This is a genomic window from Sphingopyxis sp. NFH-91 (assembly GCF_021401285.1).
Classification (GTDB): domain Bacteria; phylum Pseudomonadota; class Alphaproteobacteria; order Sphingomonadales; family Sphingomonadaceae; genus Sphingopyxis; species Sphingopyxis terrae_A.
The window spans coordinates 162237-179796 of the sequence record NZ_JACBGA010000002.1; the positions used below are offsets into that span (position 1 = coordinate 162237).

General features: G+C 65.7%; 13 protein-coding genes. 9 read left to right on the forward strand and 4 right to left on the reverse strand.

Annotated features, from left to right (window positions below; all coding sequences use genetic code 11):
* Positions 1–10: 10 nt before the first annotated feature.
* The 3 genes from L0963_RS05735 (at position 11) to L0963_RS05745 (ending at position 5830) form a co-directional block, all read left to right on the forward strand.
* Entirely contained in the window at positions 11–487 is a 477-nt protein-coding gene (locus L0963_RS05735; RefSeq protein ID WP_186402086.1) for a glutathione peroxidase, read from the forward strand.
* 181 nt (positions 488–668) lie between these two features.
* Positions 669–4157, forward strand: coding sequence for a DNA polymerase III subunit alpha (dnaE, locus tag L0963_RS05740; protein WP_217372329.1), 3489 nt, complete (start codon positions 669–671; stop codon positions 4155–4157).
* A 68-nt stretch (positions 4158–4225) separates the two neighbouring features.
* Positions 4226–5830 carry a long-chain fatty acid--CoA ligase gene (locus L0963_RS05745; protein WP_442800547.1) on the forward strand — a complete coding sequence of 535 codons (1605 nt, stop codon included), beginning with the start codon at positions 4226–4228 and terminating at the stop codon, positions 5828–5830.
* 125 nt (positions 5831–5955) lie between these two features.
* Here L0963_RS05745 and L0963_RS05750 read toward each other — a convergent pair whose 3' ends face one another.
* The 4 genes from L0963_RS05750 to L0963_RS05765 form a co-directional block, all read right to left on the reverse strand.
* Complete coding sequence (locus tag L0963_RS05750) at positions 5956–7044, reverse strand: PA0069 family radical SAM protein (RefSeq protein WP_186402083.1); 1089 nt, start codon at positions 7042–7044, stop codon at positions 5956–5958.
* Between the two features lie 79 nt (positions 7045–7123).
* Positions 7124–7648: a molybdenum cofactor biosynthesis protein B gene (gene moaB / locus L0963_RS05755; protein ID WP_186402082.1), complete on the reverse strand. Its 525-nt coding sequence runs from the start codon at positions 7646–7648 to the stop codon at positions 7124–7126.
* Positions 7638–9410: a lytic transglycosylase domain-containing protein gene (locus L0963_RS05760; RefSeq protein WP_234178762.1), complete on the reverse strand. Its 1773-nt coding sequence runs from the start codon at positions 9408–9410 to the stop codon at positions 7638–7640. The genes moaB and L0963_RS05760 overlap by 11 nt, the downstream gene beginning before the upstream one ends.
* A 3-nt stretch (positions 9411–9413) precedes the next feature.
* Positions 9414–10199 carry a uracil-DNA glycosylase family protein gene (locus L0963_RS05765; protein WP_234178763.1) on the reverse strand — a complete coding sequence of 262 codons (786 nt, stop codon included), beginning with the start codon at positions 10197–10199 and terminating at the stop codon, positions 9414–9416.
* 118 nt (positions 10200–10317) lie between these two features.
* On the opposite strand from L0963_RS05765, the gene L0963_RS05770 reads away from it, so the two are divergent.
* Genes L0963_RS05770 through L0963_RS05795 form a run of 6 tightly spaced genes read left to right on the forward strand, consistent with a single transcriptional unit; the run spans position 10318 to position 17535 of the window.
* On the forward strand, positions 10318–11973 hold the full coding sequence (locus L0963_RS05770; protein ID WP_186402081.1) for an electron transfer flavoprotein-ubiquinone oxidoreductase: 1656 nt from the start codon (positions 10318–10320) through the stop codon (positions 11971–11973).
* Between the two features lie 43 nt (positions 11974–12016).
* Positions 12017–13648, forward strand: a complete 1632-nt coding sequence (locus L0963_RS05775) for a hypothetical protein (RefSeq protein ID WP_234178764.1) — start codon at positions 12017–12019, stop codon at positions 13646–13648.
* A gap of 7 nt (positions 13649–13655) precedes the next feature.
* The gene (locus L0963_RS05780) at positions 13656–14504 is read left to right on the forward strand and encodes a 4-(cytidine 5'-diphospho)-2-C-methyl-D-erythritol kinase (RefSeq protein ID WP_234178765.1); all 849 of its coding nucleotides are present in this window, start codon (positions 13656–13658) and stop codon (positions 14502–14504) included.
* Positions 14501–15232, forward strand: a complete 732-nt coding sequence (locus L0963_RS05785) for an N-formylglutamate amidohydrolase (RefSeq protein WP_186402513.1) — start codon at positions 14501–14503, stop codon at positions 15230–15232. The genes L0963_RS05780 and L0963_RS05785 overlap by 4 nt, the downstream gene beginning before the upstream one ends.
* Positions 15233–15292: 60 nt before the next feature.
* Positions 15293–17152 (forward strand): dihydroxy-acid dehydratase, encoded by a 1860-nt coding sequence (gene ilvD, locus L0963_RS05790; protein ID WP_186402078.1) that lies wholly within the window; start codon positions 15293–15295, stop codon positions 17150–17152.
* On the forward strand, positions 17149–17535 hold the full coding sequence (locus L0963_RS05795) for a hypothetical protein (protein WP_058811537.1): 387 nt from the start codon (positions 17149–17151) through the stop codon (positions 17533–17535). The genes ilvD and L0963_RS05795 overlap by 4 nt, the downstream gene beginning before the upstream one ends.
* The last annotated feature ends 25 nt before the right edge of the window (positions 17536–17560 follow it).

Genomic DNA, 17560 nt, shown 5'->3' on the forward strand with positions numbered 1-17560 from the left:
GGAAGCGAATATGGGGCTCTACGATTTCTCAGCGAAACTGCCGGGCGGCGGATCGCAAGCGCTTGCCGACTACAAGGGGAAGGTGCTGCTGATCGTCAACACCGCCTCCAAATGCGGATTTACCCCGCAATATGAAGGGCTGGAGGAGCTCTACCGCGATTACAAGGATCGTGGGTTCGAGGTTCTGGCCTTCCCCTGCAACCAGTTCGGCGCGCAGGAGCCGGGCGATGCCGAGGAAATCAAGAATTTCTGCTCGCTGACCTACGATGTCAGCTTCCCGCTGATGGCGAAGATCGACGTCAACGGCGACGACGCCGATCCGATCTTCAAGCATCTGAAGAAGGAAAAGACCGGCCTGCTCGGCAGCGGGATCAAGTGGAATTTCACCAAATTCCTCGTCGACCGCGACGGCAAGGTCGTCTCGCGCCATGCGCCGACAACCAAGCCCGAGCAGCTGCGCAAGGAGATCGAGGAATTGCTGGGTTAGGAACCCCCAAGCCAAAGCCGTTCGACCTGAGCTTGTCGAAGGGTCGTTCTTCACTTTGCGGCGGTGAAGAATAGGACGGTGCTTCGACAAGCTCAGAACGAACGGGTCGGGTGCGCGGCCAATGTGCATATTTTGCACACGGACGCTTCCCCGAATCGTCACATGTGCCTAGCGTCATCCGATGGCCTACAGCCCCTTTGTTCCCCTGCGCGTCTTTTCCAGTTTCACCATGCTGGAGGGGGCGATCGAGCCCAAGGCGATCGCGAAAGCGGCGCGCGAGCGGGGTTTTCCGGCGATAGCGGTCGCGGATCGCAACGGGCTGTACGGTGTCATGGCCTTTGGCGACGCGTGCAAGGCGGCGGGTGTCCAGCCGATCGTCGGTGCGCTGCTGAGCGTGGCGCGGCCGGGGCAGCGGCTGGCGAGCGGCGCACCGCTGATCGACTGGATTGCGCTCTATGCGCAGGACGATGCGGGCTACAATAATCTTTGCGCGCTGGTGTCGGCGGCGCACCTCGGCCGACCGGTCGAGCAGGAGCCGCATGTCCTGCTTTCGGACCTCGCCGGCAAGACCGACGGGCTCATCTGCCTGACCGGGGGCGGCGAGGGCGCTCTGGCGCGCTTGCTGGCCGGCGAGCAGAAGACGGCTGCCGACGAGTATGTCGAGCAGCTGGAAGCGCTGTTCGCCGGGCGGTTGTATATCGAACTGTCGCGGCGGGGCGATGCGACTGAAAAGGCCGCCGAGGCGGCGCTGATCGAGCTGGCCTATGCGCGCGCGCTGCCGCTGGTTGCAACCAATCCCGCCAATTTCGTCGATCCGCAATTTCATCCCGCGCATGATGCGATGCTGTGCATTGCGCAGTCGGCCTATGTCGAAAGCGAGGATCGCCGCTCGTCCAACCCCGAAGCCTGGCTGAAATCGGCCGAGGCGATGGAGGACAGTTTCTCCGACCTGCCCGAGGCGATCCGCAACACGCTGGTGATCGCGCAGCGCTGCGCCTTCATGGCGCCCAAGCGCAAACCGATCCTGCCGAGCCTTGCCGGCGACCGCGAGGGCGAGGCGGCGCAGCTCAAGGTCGATGCCCACGCAGGGCTGGCCGAACGGCTTGCGCTCTATCCGGACCTTACCGAGGAAGAAAAGCAGGCCTATGTCGCGCGGCTCGACTTCGAGGTCGACGTCATCACGCAGATGGGCTTTCCGGGCTACTTCCTGATCGTTGCCGACTTCATCAAATGGGCGAAGGCGCACGATATTCCAGTGGGGCCGGGGCGTGGATCGGGTGCGGGCAGCCTCGTCGCCTGGTCGCTGACCATCACCGACCTCGACCCGCTTAAGCTCGGGCTGCTGTTCGAACGCTTCCTCAATCCCGAGCGCGTGTCGATGCCCGACTTCGACATCGACTTCTGCGAAACCCGCCGCGGCGAGGTGATCCGCTATGTGCAGGAGAAATACGGTCGCGACACCGTCGCGCAGATCATCACCTTCGGTAAGCTGAAGGCGCGCGCGGTTCTGAAGGACACCGGCCGCGTGCTCCAGATGAGCTATGGGCAGGTCGACCGGCTCGCGAAGCTGGTACCGAACCATCCGACCGATCCCTGGACGCTCGAACGCGCATTGAACGGCGTCAGCGAGCTGATGACCGAATATAAGCAGGATGACGGCGTCCGCCGCCTGTTCGACATGGCGCGCCAGCTCGAAGGCCTGCCGCGGCACAGTTCGACCCACGCGGCGGGGGTCGTGATCGGGGACCGGCCGCTCGACCAGCTTGTCCCGCTCTATCGCGATCCGCGCTCGGATATGCCGGTCACGCAGTTCGACATGAAATATGTCGAGACGGCGGGGCTGGTGAAGTTCGACTTTCTTGGCCTCAAGACGCTGTCGGTGCTCAAGGAAGCGCGGCGCCTGCTCGCGCTGCGCGGGATCGATGTCGATCTCGATACGCTCGGCTGGGACGATCCCGCGGTCTATGAGCTGCTCCAGCGCGGCGACACCGTCGGGGTGTTCCAGCTGGAATCCGAAGGGATGCGGCGCACCCTGTCGGCGGTGAAGCCGACCAATTTCGGGGACATTATTGCGCTCGTCGCGCTCTATCGGCCAGGGCCGATGGACAATATTCCGCTGTTCGGCGCGCGCAAGAACGGGCGTGAGCCGATCGCCTATCCGCACCCGCTGCTCGAAGGCATCCTCGCCGAAACCTACGGCATCTTCGTCTATCAGGAACAGGTGATGCAGGCGGCGCAGATCCTGGCCGGCTACAGCCTCGGCGGCGCGGACCTGTTGCGCCGCGCGATGGGCAAGAAGGTGCAGGCGGAGATGGACGCGCAGCGCGACACCTTCGTCAAAGGTTGCGGCGAGCATAATGGCATCGACGCCAAGGCCGCGAACGAGCTGTTCGACTTGATCGACAAATTCGCGGGCTATGGCTTCAACAAGAGCCATGCGGCGGCCTATGCGCTGCTCTCCTATCAGACGGCGTGGCTGAAGGCGCATTATCCGCACGAATTCTTCGCCGCGTCGATGTCGTTCGACAGCCATCAGACCGACAAATTGTCGATCTTCATCGACGATATGCGCCGCCTCGACATCGCGATCGCGCCGCCGTCGATCAACGACAGCGAGGCCGATTTTTCGGTCGGGCGCAGCGAAGACGGGCTCGCGGTCCGCTACGCGCTCGGCGCGCTCAAAGGTGTCGGCGAAAAGGCGATGGAGGCTCTCGTCGCCGAGCGTCAAGCCAAGGGCGATTTTGCGAGTCTCGACGATTTTGCCGCGCGCATCGACCCCAAGCTGCTCAACCGCCGCCAGATCGAGGCGCTGGCGGGGGGCGGCGCGTTCGACTGCGTCGAACCCGACCGACCGCGCGCCTTTGCTGGAGCCGAGGCGTTGCTGGCCTGCGCCAATAGTTCGGCGCACGAACGCTCGACGGGGCAGGGCGGGTTGTTCGGCGGTGATGTCGCGATCGCGCCGGTGCTCCAGCTGTCCGCTGCCGAACCCTGGACGCTTGCCGAGCGGATGGCGAAGGAAAAGGACGCGTTCGGCTTTTATTTCTCGGCTCACCCGGTCGAACAATATGAGGCGGTGATCGCGGCGCGCGGTGCGCGGACCTACGGCAATATCTGCGAAACGGTCGAAATGACGCCCGGAACCCGCATCCCGATGGTGATGGCGGCGATGGTCGAAAGCGCGCGCCCGCGCGTGTCGCAGCGCGGCAATCGCTTCCTCAACCTGACGCTGTCGGACCGCAGCGGACAATTTCAGTCGAGCTGCTTCGACGAGCAGACGGGCAAGATATTGGAGGCCTTGGCGGTCGACGGCGGCTGCGCGCTGCTCAACGTCGAACTCGATCTGCTCGAGGGCGAGGAAACGCCGCGCGTGACGGTGCGCGGGGCGCAGTCGCTCGCCGACATTGCGGCGAGTGCCGCGCTGCAACTCGATTGCCGCGTCGAACTCGCCGAGGCGCCGGGCGAGATGCTCCGCTATCTCGAACGGCGCGAGGATGCGCGCGGGCGGGTGATCGTATCGACGACCGATCCGCTGACGGGCGAGGACATCCGGATCGAGCTGGGACGCGGCTTCGCGCTCGGCCCAGACACCGTCTCGCGGCTCCAAATGGTTGCAGGCGTAACCGATGTGGCGCTTTCGCTGGTCCCGCCGCGCGATTTTCGCGTCCGCTAGGCTCGCCCCCTCTTGCGCGCCGCGCATTTCCGGCCCTATCCCTGACGAAAGACACGGGAGAGATGCATATGGGAATGCAGGGCCAGCCGCTGCTCGTTACAAGCCTGATCGATCATGCGGCGCGCGAACATGGCGCACGTGAAATCGTCTCGCGCTGGGCCGACGGCAGCATGACGCGGTCGAGCTGGGGCGAGGTCGGCAAGGACGCCCGCCGCTTCGCTGCCGCCATGACGCGGCTGGGGATGACGAAGGGCGACCGTATCGCAACGCTCGCGATGAACCATGGCCATCATCTGGTGAGCTGGTACGGGACCGCCGGCATGGGCGGGGTGCTGCACACGGTGAACCCGCGGCTGTTCGACGAACAGCTTGTCTATATCGTCAATCATGCCGAGGACCGCATTCTCTTCTTCGACGCGGCATTTCTGCCGATCGTCGAACGGCTGCGCGATCAGCTTCCCACCGTCGAGCATTTCGTGCTGTTCGATGCGCCGGCGCGCGACGGCTATCTTTCCTACAAGGATCTGATCGACGCCGAAGACGGCAGCTTCGAATGGGTCGATCTCGACGAGCGCGATCCGGTGGGCCTCTGCTATACCAGCGGAACGACGGGCAATCCGAAAGGCGTGCTCTACGAACATCGCTCGAACGTCATCCATGCGATCACCGAGATTCAACCCGATGTCTTCGATATGTCGAACCGCAGCGTCATCCTGCCGATCGTGCCGATGTTCCACGCCAACAGCTGGGGCATTCCCTTCGCCGCCGCGACGGTGGGGACGAAGCTCGTCTTTTCGGCGACCAATGATGCGCAGGTGCTCTGCGAACTGATGCACGCCGAAGGGGTGACGCACAGCGCCGGCGTGCCGACGGTGTGGCTCGCGATGTTCGCGCATATGGATGCGACCGGGATCGACTATGGCAAGCTTTACCGCGTCATCATCGGCGGCTCGGCGGCGCCGCGTGCGATGATCGAACGCTTCATGAAGGCGGGGATCGACGTCGGCCACGCATGGGGCATGACCGAAACCTCGCCGATCGGAACGATGGGCAAGCGGCCGTGGAATTGGGACGAAATGAGCTTCGACGAGCGCGTCGATATCGTCTGCCGCCAGGGCTGCCCGCCCTTTGGCGTCGAACTGCGCATCGTCGACGAGGAGGATAATGTCCTGCCGCGCGACGGGGTGACGAGCGGGCGGCTGCAATGCCGGGGCCCCTGGATCATCCAGCGCTATTTCAAGGCTGACGCCGATGCCGCCGACAGCGACGGGTGGTTCGATACCGGCGACGTCTCGGTGATCCATCCCGACGGGGTCATGCAAATCACCGACCGGGCGAAGGATGTCATCAAATCGGGCGGCGAGTGGATTTCGTCGATCGAACTCGAAAATGCCGCGGTGGGCGCCCCCGGCGTTCAGGAAGCCGCCGCGGTCGGCGTATTCCACCCCAAATGGGACGAACGACCGATCCTGCTGATCGTCAGGAAACCCGGCGCCGAGGCGACCGAAGCGAGCATCCTCGATTATCTGAAGGACAAGGTCGCGAAATGGTGGCTGCCCGACGAGATCGTCTTCGTCGAAGAACTGCCGCACACCGCGACGGGCAAGATCCTGAAGCGCCAGATCCGCGACGATTACAAGGATTACAAGCTGAAGTCGTTGGCGGAGGCGTAACCCCCTATGGGTGTCATTGCGAGGCGCGCAGCGACGAAGCAATCTCCAGCCAACCGCGACAGGGCAAGCGAATAACTGGGGATTGCTTCGCTTCGCTCGCAATGACGATTGGCTTTTGCAGCCGGTTAGAACAATTCCATCTGTCCGTCGCGTTCCGGCGGCCTGAACAGGTCGCTGCGGAGCGGCGGAAAGCTTTTGTCGAGGCCATGTTCGCGCGCCGCGCGCTTGACACGGGTGCGGATGAGCTGCGCCCAAACGCCTCGCCCCTTCATGCGGGAAAAATAGTCGGGGTCATTGTCGCGGCCGCCGCGAATGTCCTGCACCATGTGGATCACCTTGGCGGCGCGGTCGGGATAATGGGCGTCGAGCCAGGCGTGGAACAGCGGCGCGACTTCGTGGGGGAGGCGGAGAAGGATATAGGAGGCGCGGATCGCGCCGGCCTCTGCCGCCGCAGCCATGATCGCCTCTATCTCGTGATCGGTAATAGCGGGAATGATCGGCGAGATATTGACCTGCGTCGGGACGCCCGCGTCGATCAGCTTGCGGATCGCCGCGAGCCGCCGCTTGGGATGCGGCGCGCGCGGCTCCAATGTACGGGCGACTGCGGGATCGAGCGTCGTGACCGAAATCGCTACCCCGACCAGATTGTCGCGCGCCATGTCGGCGAGCAGATCGATATCGCGAAGGATGCGATCGGACTTGGTCGTGACGATCAGCGGATGCCGCGTTTCGGCCAGCACCTCGACCACCGCGCGCGTCACGCCCCATTCGCGTTCGATCGGCTGATAGCCGTCGGTGTTGGTGCCGATGGCAAGCGGGGCGGGCACATAGCCGCGCTTGGCCAGTTCCCCTCGCAGCAATGCGGCGGCATCGGGCTTGGCAAAGAGCCGGCTTTCGAAATCGAGCCCCGGTGACAGGTCGTGGAAGGCGTGGGTGGGGCGCGCGAAGCAATAGATGCAGCCATGTTCGCAGCCGCGATACGGATTGATCGAACGGTCGAAACCGATATCGGGCGAGTTGTTGCGCGCGATGATCGTCCTGGGATGTTCGACGGTGACGGTGGTGCGCAGCGCCGGCGCGGTGCCGTCGATGTCTTCGGCCGTGTCGAGCCAGTCGCCATCGGCCGCGCGGTCGAGCGATCCGGTCCGCGTCGGGCGGAGGTTGGTCGGGGCGCCGCGGCCTGAAATCGGGGGAAGGGGACGGGTCGGTTCCACTGTCGCAATCTAGTGGAACATCGAGAACATATAAAGAACAAAAATCGTTGCCGGCGTGAAGCCGGTGGCGACATTTGAGCTATTCGGTGAGGCGCGGGATCAGGTCGACGAAGTTGCAGGGGCGGTGCCGGCTGTCGAGCTGGCTTTCCAAAATGCCCTCCCAGGCATCGGTGACGGCGCCGGTCGACCCGGGCAGCGCGAAAATATAGGTCCCGCGTGCGACGACGGCGCAGGCGCGCGACTGGATCGTCGAGGTGCCGATCTTCTGAAAGCTGATCCAGCGGAACAGTTCGCCGAAGCCCGGAATATCCTTGCCATCGAGGCGGTGCAGCGCTTCGGGCGTCACGTCGCGGCCGGTCAGGCCCGTGCCGCCGGTCGTAATGACGACATCGACCGCAGGGTCGTCAATCCAGTTGTGCAACCGCGATACGATAAGATCGGTTTCGTCGCGAATGATCGCGCGCGCCGCAAGCTCGTGCCCCGCGCCGGTCAGCAGTTCAGCGAGCTTGTCGCCCGATGTGTCGTCGTCGCTGCTGCGGCTGTCCGAAATCGTCAGTATGGCAATGCGAACGGGCTTGAACGGGCGCGCCGGATCAATCGGCATTGGCGAGACCGGCGGGACCGGCGTAGGTCAGCCGTACCCGGTCCTTGCTGTCGGGAAAGCGCGGCCATTTGCCCTGCGCGAGGGCGGCGCGGCTGATCGACGGCTTGCCCTGTTCGGCTTCGTACATCCAGTAATTGCGTAGCACGATGCCGACATAGGCGCGCGTTTCCCAATAGGGGATCGATTCCATGAAGAGCAGCGGATCGCCATTGTCGCGCACTTCGGTCGACCAGCGCGCAACCGGCGCGGGGCCCGCATTATAGGCGGCGATCACCTTGGGCAGCAGGCCGTCGGTCGACGAATCCTTGCTCAGATACTGCAGATAGCTCTGGCCGAAATCCATATTCACCGCGGGGATGCGCAGATCGGCAGGATTGACGCTTTCGCCCCGCCACCGCGCCAGATCCTTGGCGGTGCCGGGGCGCACCTGCATCAAGCCATAGGCGCCCGCCGGGCTGACCACCGTGCGCTGGAAACGCGATTCCTGCAGCGTGTGGGCAAAGACCAGCGCCGGATCGACCTTCCACCCGCCATTGGGCTCCCAGCGCGGCTGCGGATAACGCGTCGCGGCGGCGAGCTTGCGGCCCCGCGGCGTGTTGTGGGCCAGATAGAGCTGGGTTTCGGGCAGGCTGAGCGCCTGGGCCAGGGCAATGAGCTGTTCGTGCTGGCGCGGGTCGCCGATGCGCGCCTGCTGGCGCAGCAGCGTGTCGGCGTAGCCGTCCTCGCCAATCTCGGCCATCGCAACCGCGGCGCGGACATTGGGCAGTTCCTCGAGCGCGCGGAAGGCGCTGCGGTCGGCGCGGACATTCTCGCGCTGGATATTGGTTTCCAGACCCAGCGTTTCGGCGGCGAGAAGGCCGTAGAAGGTTTCCTCATTGCTCGCCGCGGCGCGCAGGCGCGGCTCGACAAGCTGCGGCTCGCCCGATGCGATCGCCGCGCGTGAGGCCCAATAATAAGCGGCGGCGCGCTGCTCGCTGTCGGGGGCTTCCTTGGCGACGCGGTCGAAGGCGCCCAGTGCGGTGCGATAGTCGCGCAGGCGCCACGAAGCGAGGCCTTGCACCCACGCGCCCTGCACCGGCCAGGCGCCCTGGCTCGCGCTGCATTCCGCCGCGAGGCGAAGCGCATTGGCGTCGTCATTCTCGATATAATAGGACCAGGCAATCTTCTGCCGCCATTCGTCGCGCGCCTCGGGCGTCAACTGGTCGGCGACCGCTGCATAGAGCGCCTCGGCGCCGGCGGGATCGTCGTTCTTGATACGGTCCGGGATGGTGCGGGCCAGCCCGGCGGCGACCGGATCGCCGCCCACGCTGTCGGCGCCGAGCCGGCGCGGGGCGCTGCCCGACCAGCTCAGGCGATTCTGGTTGGGCAGGACCGGCACGTCGGTGGCGCCGCGCTTCGCGGCAAGGCTTGCCAGACGGTCGGCCTGCGGCAGTTCGGGCGATCGTGCGAGAACCGGCATCAGGTCCGACACTTCGGCGCGCGGGCTGTTTGCCGCGAGCAGCAATTCGGCGCGCAGGAAATCGTTGAGCGGGCCCTTGTCCGCGCCGTCGAGCATCGATTTCGCATCGGCCCAGCGCTGTCCGCGAATGGCGGTCAGCACTTGCGTGTAAAATTGCTTCTGCTTCGCCGACAGGATTTCGGGCACCGTTTGCGACGGAGCCGAAAAATCGCGATCGGGCGCGTCGGCGGCCATCGCCGGGACGGTTCCGGCCGCAAGGAAAATCAGGATCGAGGCGCCGAGCGCCCATTTCGCATTTGTCATCTGTCAACGTCCCCTGTTGAGCAGTTTGAGACTATCCCAGGCCGCCGCCTTGTGCGCTGGCCGGGCGAGGAGCATCGCGGGATGCGCGATTGCCACCGCCTCCACTTTGCCGCCATCATGGTTAAGATCGAGTAACTTTCCGCGCACATCGGCGAGCGGGCGTCCCGTCGCAATGCGCAGCATGTCGCTGCCGAGGAGCAGCAACCGCTGCGGCCGCGCCAGCGCGACATGGTGCCGCAGCAGTCGGTCGAGCTCTGCAGCGTCGCTTTCGTCGCAGCGGCCGCCCGCCGGGCGCGTCACTGCGAGGCTGGCGATATAACAGTCGCCGCGCGTCAGCCCGATCGCGCGCAGTATCGCGTCGAGTAACGGACCCGCCGGTCCGGTAAAGAGCGTCCCGTCACGCTGATCATCGACCTCGGGCCACGCGGTGAGGACCATCAGCGCCGAATCCGGCATTCCCTGCGGCAGCACGCGGCGCGCGTCCCACTGGCTGCCCGGCACGTCGGGGTGCTCGGCGAGCCAAAGCTGGAATTCGTCCCATTCGCCCGGCAAGGCGACCGGCCCCTTGGGTTCGTCATTTTGGGGCGCTTCGACGCGCTGGAGCGCGGCGGGCAGCGGGGCGGCCTCGGGTTCGGCAAGGACGGGGCTTCGCCGCGGTGCCGCAGCGTCATTGGCGATGGGCACGTCGAGCCAGCCGGCCGGCACCTCGCCGACCAGCGCATCGACGCCGGCCAGCGACCACCAGTCGCAATAGCTTTCCGCCAGCAAGGCTGAATTCCGCCCACCCATGAAAATGTTGAAACAGGAGGTTGACGCGCGCGTCAATTGGAAGGCATCGCAAATCGTGACAGAATGAGCGCCGCTTACGATGAATGATCGCGGCGGGGACGGCAGAAAGGGCTTTGAGGTGAGCGAACGGGAATCGATGCCTTATGACGTGGTGATCGTCGGGGCAGGGCCGGCGGGCCTTTCGGCGGCGATCCGCCTGAAGCAACTCGCGAACGAAGCGGGCAGTGAGCTGTCGGTCTGCGTGCTCGAAAAAGGGTCCGAAGTCGGCGCGCATATCCTGTCGGGAGCGGTGATCGATCCCAAATCGCTCGACGAGCTGCTTCCCGACTGGCGCGACCAGGGCTGTCCGCTCGCCGACGTGCCGGTGAACGACAATCAGCATTGGGTGCTGACGAAGAAGAAGAAAATCTCCGTCCCGCATCTGATTACGCCCGGCTTCATGCACAACAAGGGCACCTATACGGGCAGCCTCGGCAATCTCTGTCGCTGGCTGGCCGAACAGGCCGAAGGGCTGGGCGTCGAAATCTTCCCCGGCTTTGCCGCCGCGGAAATCCTGTACAACGACGATGGGTCGGTGAAGGGCGTCGCCACCGGCGACATGGGCATCGCGCGCGACGGCAGCCACAAGCCCGACTATGCGCCGGGGCTTGAGCTCCATGCGAAATATAGCTTCTTTGCCGAAGGCGTGCGCGGCCACCTCACCAAGATGCTGAAGCCGCAGTTCGCACTCGACGCCGATTGCGAGCCGCAGGTCTATGGCATCGGCATCAAGGAATTGTGGGACATCGATCCCGCAAATCACGCCCCCGGCCGCGTCATCCACACGCAGGGCTGGCCGCTCGATGCCAACGCCAATGGCGGCGGTTTCCTCTATCATCAGGCGAACGGGCAGGTAGCGCTGGGCTTCGTGACCTGGCTCAACTACCGCAACCCGCACATCTCCCCTTTCCAGGAGATGCAGAAGTGGAAGACGCACCCCGAGATCGCGAAGATTTTGAAGGGCGGCAAGCGCATCTCATACGGCGCGCGCGCGATCAGCGACGGCGGCTACCAGTCGGTGCCGAAGCTCGCCTTTCCGGGCGGCGCGCTGATCGGCGACAGCGCCGGCTTCCTCAACGTGCCGCGCATCAAGGGCACGCACACGTCGATGAAGTCGGGGATGATGGCGGCCGAAGCGGCTTTCGCTGCGGTCAGTGCCGGTCGTTCGGGCGATACGCTGACCGCCTATCAGGACGCCTATGACGACAGCTGGGTGAAGAAGGAGCTGAGTGTCGTCCGCAACGTGCTGCCGCTGGTCGAAAAATTCGGCGATCTGGCGGGGACGGTCCTGTCGGGGATGACCATGTGGCTCGAAAGCTTCGGCATCCGCATGCCGTTCACGATGAAGCATCACCCCGACAACACGACGCTCTATCGCGCCGATATGATGCCCAAGCCCGAATATCCGAAGCCCGACGGGGTGCTGACTTTTGACCGGTTGTCCTCGGTGTTCCTCTCGAACACCAACCATGAGGAAGATCAGCCGATCCACCTGCAGCTCAAGGATCCGACGATCCCGATCGAATATAATCTGCCGATGTATGACGAGCCCGCGCAGCGTTATTGCCCGGCCGGCGTCTATGAGGTTGTCGGTCAGGATGAGGGCGAACCGCGCTTCGTCATCAACGCGCAGAATTGCGTGCATTGCAAGACGTGCGACATCAAGGATCCGACCCAGAATATCAACTGGGTCACCCCCGAAGGCGGCGGAGGCCCCAATTATCCCAATATGTAAGTTCGCTCGCCGATCGATTCTCGCGCCGCTGGCGGCCACCCTGATGGTGGCTGCGGCGCCCGCTGCGATGGCGGCGGTCGATCCCGATCAGGCAGCGCTCGACGCGCTTGTCCGGGCGCGGCTTGCCGAAGAAGCAGGCAATCCCGCCGAGGCGCTGGCGGCGCTGCAATCGCTCGCAAGCCAGGCGCCCGATCTGCCGGGCTTGCGCGCCGAAATGCTCGAGCGCGCCATCGACGCCGGCGACCTCATCGCAGCGCGCAGTGCAGCGGCGGCGCTGTGGGCGAGCGGCGAGCAGCGGTTCGACGCGCGGCTCGTGCTCGTCGTCGACGCGATGCGGCGCAGCGACTGGAAGGGCGCGCGCGCCCTTCTGGGGACGGCGCAGGACGACAAGTCGGGCGGCGATGCGATATCGCGCCTGATCGATCCGGCGCTGGGCGCATGGGTTGATGCCGGGCAGCGCGCGCGCCAGCCCGAACGCGCGCTGGTGGCCGCTGCGACGCGCGGGCGCCCCGAACCCGCCTATGCGCTCGAAGCGGCGCTGGTTCAGCTTGCGGCCGGACAAAGTGATGCCGCCGTGGCCGCTGCCCTGGAAACAACCCCGACCGACCGGCTGAGCCAGCTCGTCGCGCTGCGCCTTGTCGCCAGCCTCGATGCTGCGCGGGAGAAGGATGCGGCGGGGACGCTGCGGTCGCGCATTGCACTGGCGGCGGGTGAGCGCGAGGATCCTCTGCTCTTGCTGCCCGAACAGGCGGTGACCAACCCGCGGGCCGGCGCCGCCCACTGGCTGGCGCTCGTCGCCGACACGCTTGCGCGGTTACCCAAGAGCAATGCACGCCTGCCGCTGACTTTCGCGCGCGCTGCGACCTGGCTCAACGATCAGGACTGGACCGCGCGCAGCGCGCTCGCCGACGCCTTGGCGCGCAGCGATCGTGCCGCCGACGGCGCTGCCTTTCTTGCCGGTCTTCGCGGACCCCTGCCGCCGGTGTTGCGGATGCGCCTTGCCGAACTGACGGCGGAGGAGGGTGATCGTGCGGCGGCGGTGAAGATGGCCGAGGACGCCGTCGCGGGCGATGCGCCGCGCAGCCTTCTCGTCCGTTTCGCCGATCTGGCGCGGCAGAGCGACGATGCCGCGGCGGCCGAGCGGGCCTATACGCGGCTCGAAGCCGCGCTCGGCGATGGCGACGACAGCGCTCCGCTGCGTGCGACCTTGCTTGTGGCGCGCGCCGAACTGCGGCTGCAGGCGAAGGATTGGGACTGGGCGGCGCCGCTGATGCAACGCGCGCTCGCGCTGCGCCCAAACGACCCGACGATCCTGAATTTTGTCGGCTATTCCGCGCTGGAGCGGCGGATCGATGTCGATCGCGCGCTCGGCCAGATCGAGGCGGCATGGAAGGCCGACCCGCAGAATGCGAGCATCACCGACTCGCTCGGCTGGGCCTATTTTCTGACCGGACGCACCGACAAGGCCGTCGAACTGCTCGAACAGGCGCAGCAGGGCGAGCCCGAAAATGCCGTGATTGTCGAGCATCTGGGCGACGCCTATTGGAAGGCGGGGCAACGCTTCCGCGCGCGCTATACGTGGCGGGCCGCGGCACTGCTCGCCGAAGAGGATATGGCGGCGCGCGTCGCGGCAAAGCTCGAAGGCGGGCTTACGCCGCAGACGACCGCGCCCTGATCGCGCCATGACCCTGTTCCACGAGACCGGCTGGGCAAAGATCAACCTCGCGCTGCACGTGCGGGCGCGGCGCGCCGACGGCTATCACGAGATCGAGACATTGTTCGCGTTCGTCGACGGCGGCGATGCGATTGCGGCGGCGGTGTCGGACGCCGATGATCTGACCATCGAAGGGCCGTTCGGCGACGGGCTGAGCGCCGGCGCCGACAATCTGGTGCTGCGCGTGCTCGCCTTGCTGCGTGATCGCTATGGCGCGGCTCGCGTGCCGCCGCTTGCCGTCCGCCTGACCAAGACATTGCCCGTTGCGGCGGGGATCGGCGGCGGCTCGGCCGATGCGGCGGCGATGGCGCGGCTGGTGCGGGCGCATTTTCTGCCCGACGTCGGCGATGCGGCGCTCGCGCGGCTCGTCGGCACGCTCGGCGCCGATATTGCCGCCTGCGTCGCCAGCGCGACCTGCCTTGGCGTCGGGACCGGCGCCGAACTCAGCCCTGTGCCCGAACTGGCGCTGGGCGGGACTCCGGTGCTGCTGGTCAATCCGCGCGCCCCCGTCGCGACCGGGCCGGTGTTCGCGGCCTGGGACGGCACTGATCGCGGCCCGCTGTTCACCGGCGCCGACCTGCGCGCGCAATTGTTTGCGGCGCGCAATGATTTGCAGCGCCCGGCGATCGCGCAATGCCCGGCGATCGCCGACATATTGACCGAGCTTGGCGGGCTGGGCCCGTGGCTCGCGCGCATGTCGGGATCGGGGGCAACCTGTTTCGCGCTGTTCGACGCGCCCGCCGAACGCAATGCCGCGGCGGCGGCAATCGCCGTGCGCCATCCCGGCTGGTGGCAGATGACGGGGGCGCTGCGATGAGCGAGGCGTGGCAACAACTAGGTACGCCGCGCGTCGGCGGGGTGCTGTTGATCGGCGATCATGCGTCGGCGGCCGTGCCGGCGGACATCGACCTCGGCATCGACCCCGCGCTGCTGTCGCAGCATATCGCGATCGACATCGGCGTTGCGGAAGTCGCGGCGTTGCTCGTCCGGAACGGCGCGGTCGACGCGGCGATTTTGGGCGGCGTGTCGCGGCTGGTCGTCGACTGCAATCGCGACGAGGATGCGCCGGGCGCGGTGCCTATCGCCAGCGACGGCCATGCGATCCCCGGCAACGCGCTCGATCATGCCGGACGCGAGGCACGGATTGCGCGCTTTTTCCGCCCCTATCACGATCATATCGCGGCGGTGATCGCCGCGCGCCGGCCCGCGATGATCCTTTCGCTGCACAGCTTCACCCCCACGCTCGCCAGCGATCCGGCGCAGGCGCGGCCGTGGCATGTCGGCGTTCTCTATAACGAGGACGCGCGGTTGGCGGCCGCAGCGATCGCAGCGCTCGGCGACGAGGGGCTGATCGTCGGCGACCAGCTTCCCTATTCGGGCAAGCTGCTCAACGCGACGATGAACCGCCACGCCGAGGCGAATGACATCCCCTATGTCGGGATCGAGATGCGGCAGGACCTGGTCGGCGATCCGCCGGGGCATGCGCTCTGGGCGCAGCGGCTGTCCAATATGGGCCGGAAACTGGGTTTGATTCTACCGCGTTAGGCGTGTAGAGGCGCCTTCTGTCGCCATTTTATGAAATAAAATTATCAGAAAGACGCTAAAATGCCTTCTTATCGTTCGCGAACCACCACCCACGGCCGCAACATGGCGGGCGCGCGCGGCCTGTGGCGCGCAACGGGAATGAAGGACAGCGACTTCGGCAAGCCGATCATCGCGGTGGTCAATAGCTTCACCCAGTTCGTGCCCGGCCACGTCCACCTCAAGGATCTGGGGCAGATGGTCGCGCGCGAGATCGAAGCGGCGGGCGGTGTCGCCAAGGAATTCAACACCATCGCGGTCGATGACGGCATCGCGATGGGGCATGATGGCATGCTCTATTCGCTGCCGAGCCGCGACCTGATCGCCGACAGCGTCGAATATATGGTCAACGCGCACTGCGCCGACGCGATGATCTGCATCTCCAACTGTGACAAGATTACGCCCGGGATGCTGATGGCGGCGCTGCGGATCAATATTCCCGTGGTGTTCGTGTCGGGCGGGCCGATGGAGGCCGGCAAGGTGGTTCTGAAGGGCAAGGAGGTCGCGCTCGACTTGGTCGATGCGATGGTCGTCGCAGCCGACGAAGCCTATAGCGACGAAGAGGTTGCGGCGGTCGAACGGTCCGCCTGTCCGACCTGCGGCAGCTGTTCGGGCATGTTTACCGCCAATTCGATGAACTGCCTGACCGAAGCGCTGGGCCTGTCGCTGCCCGGCAATGGATCGCAGCTCGCGACGCATGCCGATCGCAAGGCCCTGTTCCTGCGCGCCGGCGCGATGATCGTGGACATGTGCCGCCGCTATTATGAAGAAGGGGACGAGCGGGTATTGCCGCGCAGCATCGCGAGTTTCGAGGCGTTCGAAAATGCGATGAGCCTCGACATCGCGATGGGCGGATCTACGAACACCGTGCTCCACCTGCTTGCCGCCGCGCATGAGGCAGAAGTCGATTTCACGATGGACGACATCGACCGGCTGTCGCGCCGCGTGCCGTGCCTGTCGAAAGTCGCGCCTGCGAAGAGCGACGTCCATATGGAGGATGTTCACCGCGCGGGCGGGATCATGGCGATCCTTGGCGAACTTGAACGCGCGGGGTTGCTCCACGCGCATCTGCCGACGGTGCACAGCGCGACGCTGGGCGACGCGCTCAATAAATGGGACATTGCGCGCACCAACGATCCGGCGGTGCAGACCTTCTACCTCGCGGCGCCCGGGGGAGTGCCGACGCAGACGGCGTTCAGTCAGGACCGGCGCTGGGATTCGCTCGACCTCGACCGCGAAAATGGCGTGATCCGCTCAGCCACCCACGCGTTCAGCAAGGATGGCGGCCTCGCCGTGCTATCGGGCAATCTTGCGCTCGACGGCTGCATCGTGAAGACCGCCGGGGTCGACGAGAAGATTCTGAAATTTGCCGGCCCGGCAAAGGTCTATGAAAGCCAGGATGCGGCGGTAGCGGGCATTTTGACCGGACAGGTCGAGGCGGGCGACGTCGTCGTCATCCGCTACGAAGGGCCCAAGGGCGGGCCGGGGATGCAGGAAATGCTCTATCCCACGAGCTACCTCAAATCGAAGGGGCTGGGCGCCGCATGCGCACTGATCACCGACGGGCGATTTTCCGGCGGCACGTCGGGGCTGTCGATCGGCCACGTGTCGCCCGAGGCGGCCGAAGGCGGCACGATCGGACTGGTCGAAAATGGCGACAGGATCGAGATCGACATCCCGAGCCGCACAATCACGCTGGCGGTCCCCGACGCCGAACTGGCGGCGCGACGCGCCGCGATGGAGGCCAAAGGTGAGGCTGCCTGGCAACCCGAAAAGGCGCGCCCGCGCAAGGTTTCGGTAGCACTTCAGGCCTATGCTGCGATGACGACGAGTGCGGCGCGCGGCGCCGTGCGCGACCTGTCGCAGTTGAAGGGCAAGGGATGAAATCTATCGCGGGGGCAGGGCTGCTGCTCGTTCTGGCGGGCTGCAATGCCGGTCCCGACAATGGCGCGCTGGCAGAGGCCGAAGCGCAGGGGTCGAAGGACGCCGCGATCAGCGGACGGATCGACTGCGCGCTTGGCGGCGCCAAGCTGTTCGACCGCACCTGCACCATCGCCGAAATGAGCAGCGCCGACGGCACCATCCTGATCGTCGGCCGCAGCGACAGCGGCTACCGCCGCCTGCAGGTGACAACCGATGGCCGCGGGGTCGTTTCGGCCGATGGCGTCGATCCGGCGAAGGTGACGGTGATCGGCGACGGGGTGATAGAGGTTGCGGTTGGCCCCGACCGCTACCGGCTGCCTGCCAACACCGGCGGAGCGAAGTAGCGCGACTTTTCCCGCTCGCATGGTA

Bases quoted from the DNA above. Each gene is read 5' to 3' on its own strand.
- L0963_RS05765 (WP_234178763.1), bottom strand. From the start codon at position 10,199: ATGGGTGGGCGGAATTCAGCCTTGCTGGCGGAAAGCTATTGCGACTGG.
- moaB (WP_186402082.1), bottom strand. From the start codon at position 7,648: ATGCCGATTGATCCGGCGCGCCCGTTCAAGCCCGTTCGCATTGCCATA.
- dnaE (WP_217372329.1), top strand. From the start codon at position 669: ATGGCCTACAGCCCCTTTGTTCCCCTGCGCGTCTTTTCCAGTTTCACC.
- ilvD (WP_186402078.1), top strand. From the start codon at position 15,293: ATGCCTTCTTATCGTTCGCGAACCACCACCCACGGCCGCAACATGGCG.
- L0963_RS05780 (WP_234178765.1), top strand. From the start codon at position 13,656: ATGACCCTGTTCCACGAGACCGGCTGGGCAAAGATCAACCTCGCGCTG.
- L0963_RS05785 (WP_186402513.1), top strand. From the start codon at position 14,501: ATGAGCGAGGCGTGGCAACAACTAGGTACGCCGCGCGTCGGCGGGGTG.
- L0963_RS05795 (WP_058811537.1), top strand. From the start codon at position 17,149: ATGAAATCTATCGCGGGGGCAGGGCTGCTGCTCGTTCTGGCGGGCTGC.
- L0963_RS05745 (WP_442800547.1), top strand. From the start codon at position 4,226: ATGGGAATGCAGGGCCAGCCGCTGCTCGTTACAAGCCTGATCGATCAT.
- L0963_RS05735 (WP_186402086.1), top strand. From the start codon at position 11: ATGGGGCTCTACGATTTCTCAGCGAAACTGCCGGGCGGCGGATCGCAA.
- L0963_RS05760 (WP_234178762.1), bottom strand. From the start codon at position 9,410: ATGACAAATGCGAAATGGGCGCTCGGCGCCTCGATCCTGATTTTCCTT.
- L0963_RS05775 (WP_234178764.1), top strand. From the start codon at position 12,017: ATGGTGGCTGCGGCGCCCGCTGCGATGGCGGCGGTCGATCCCGATCAG.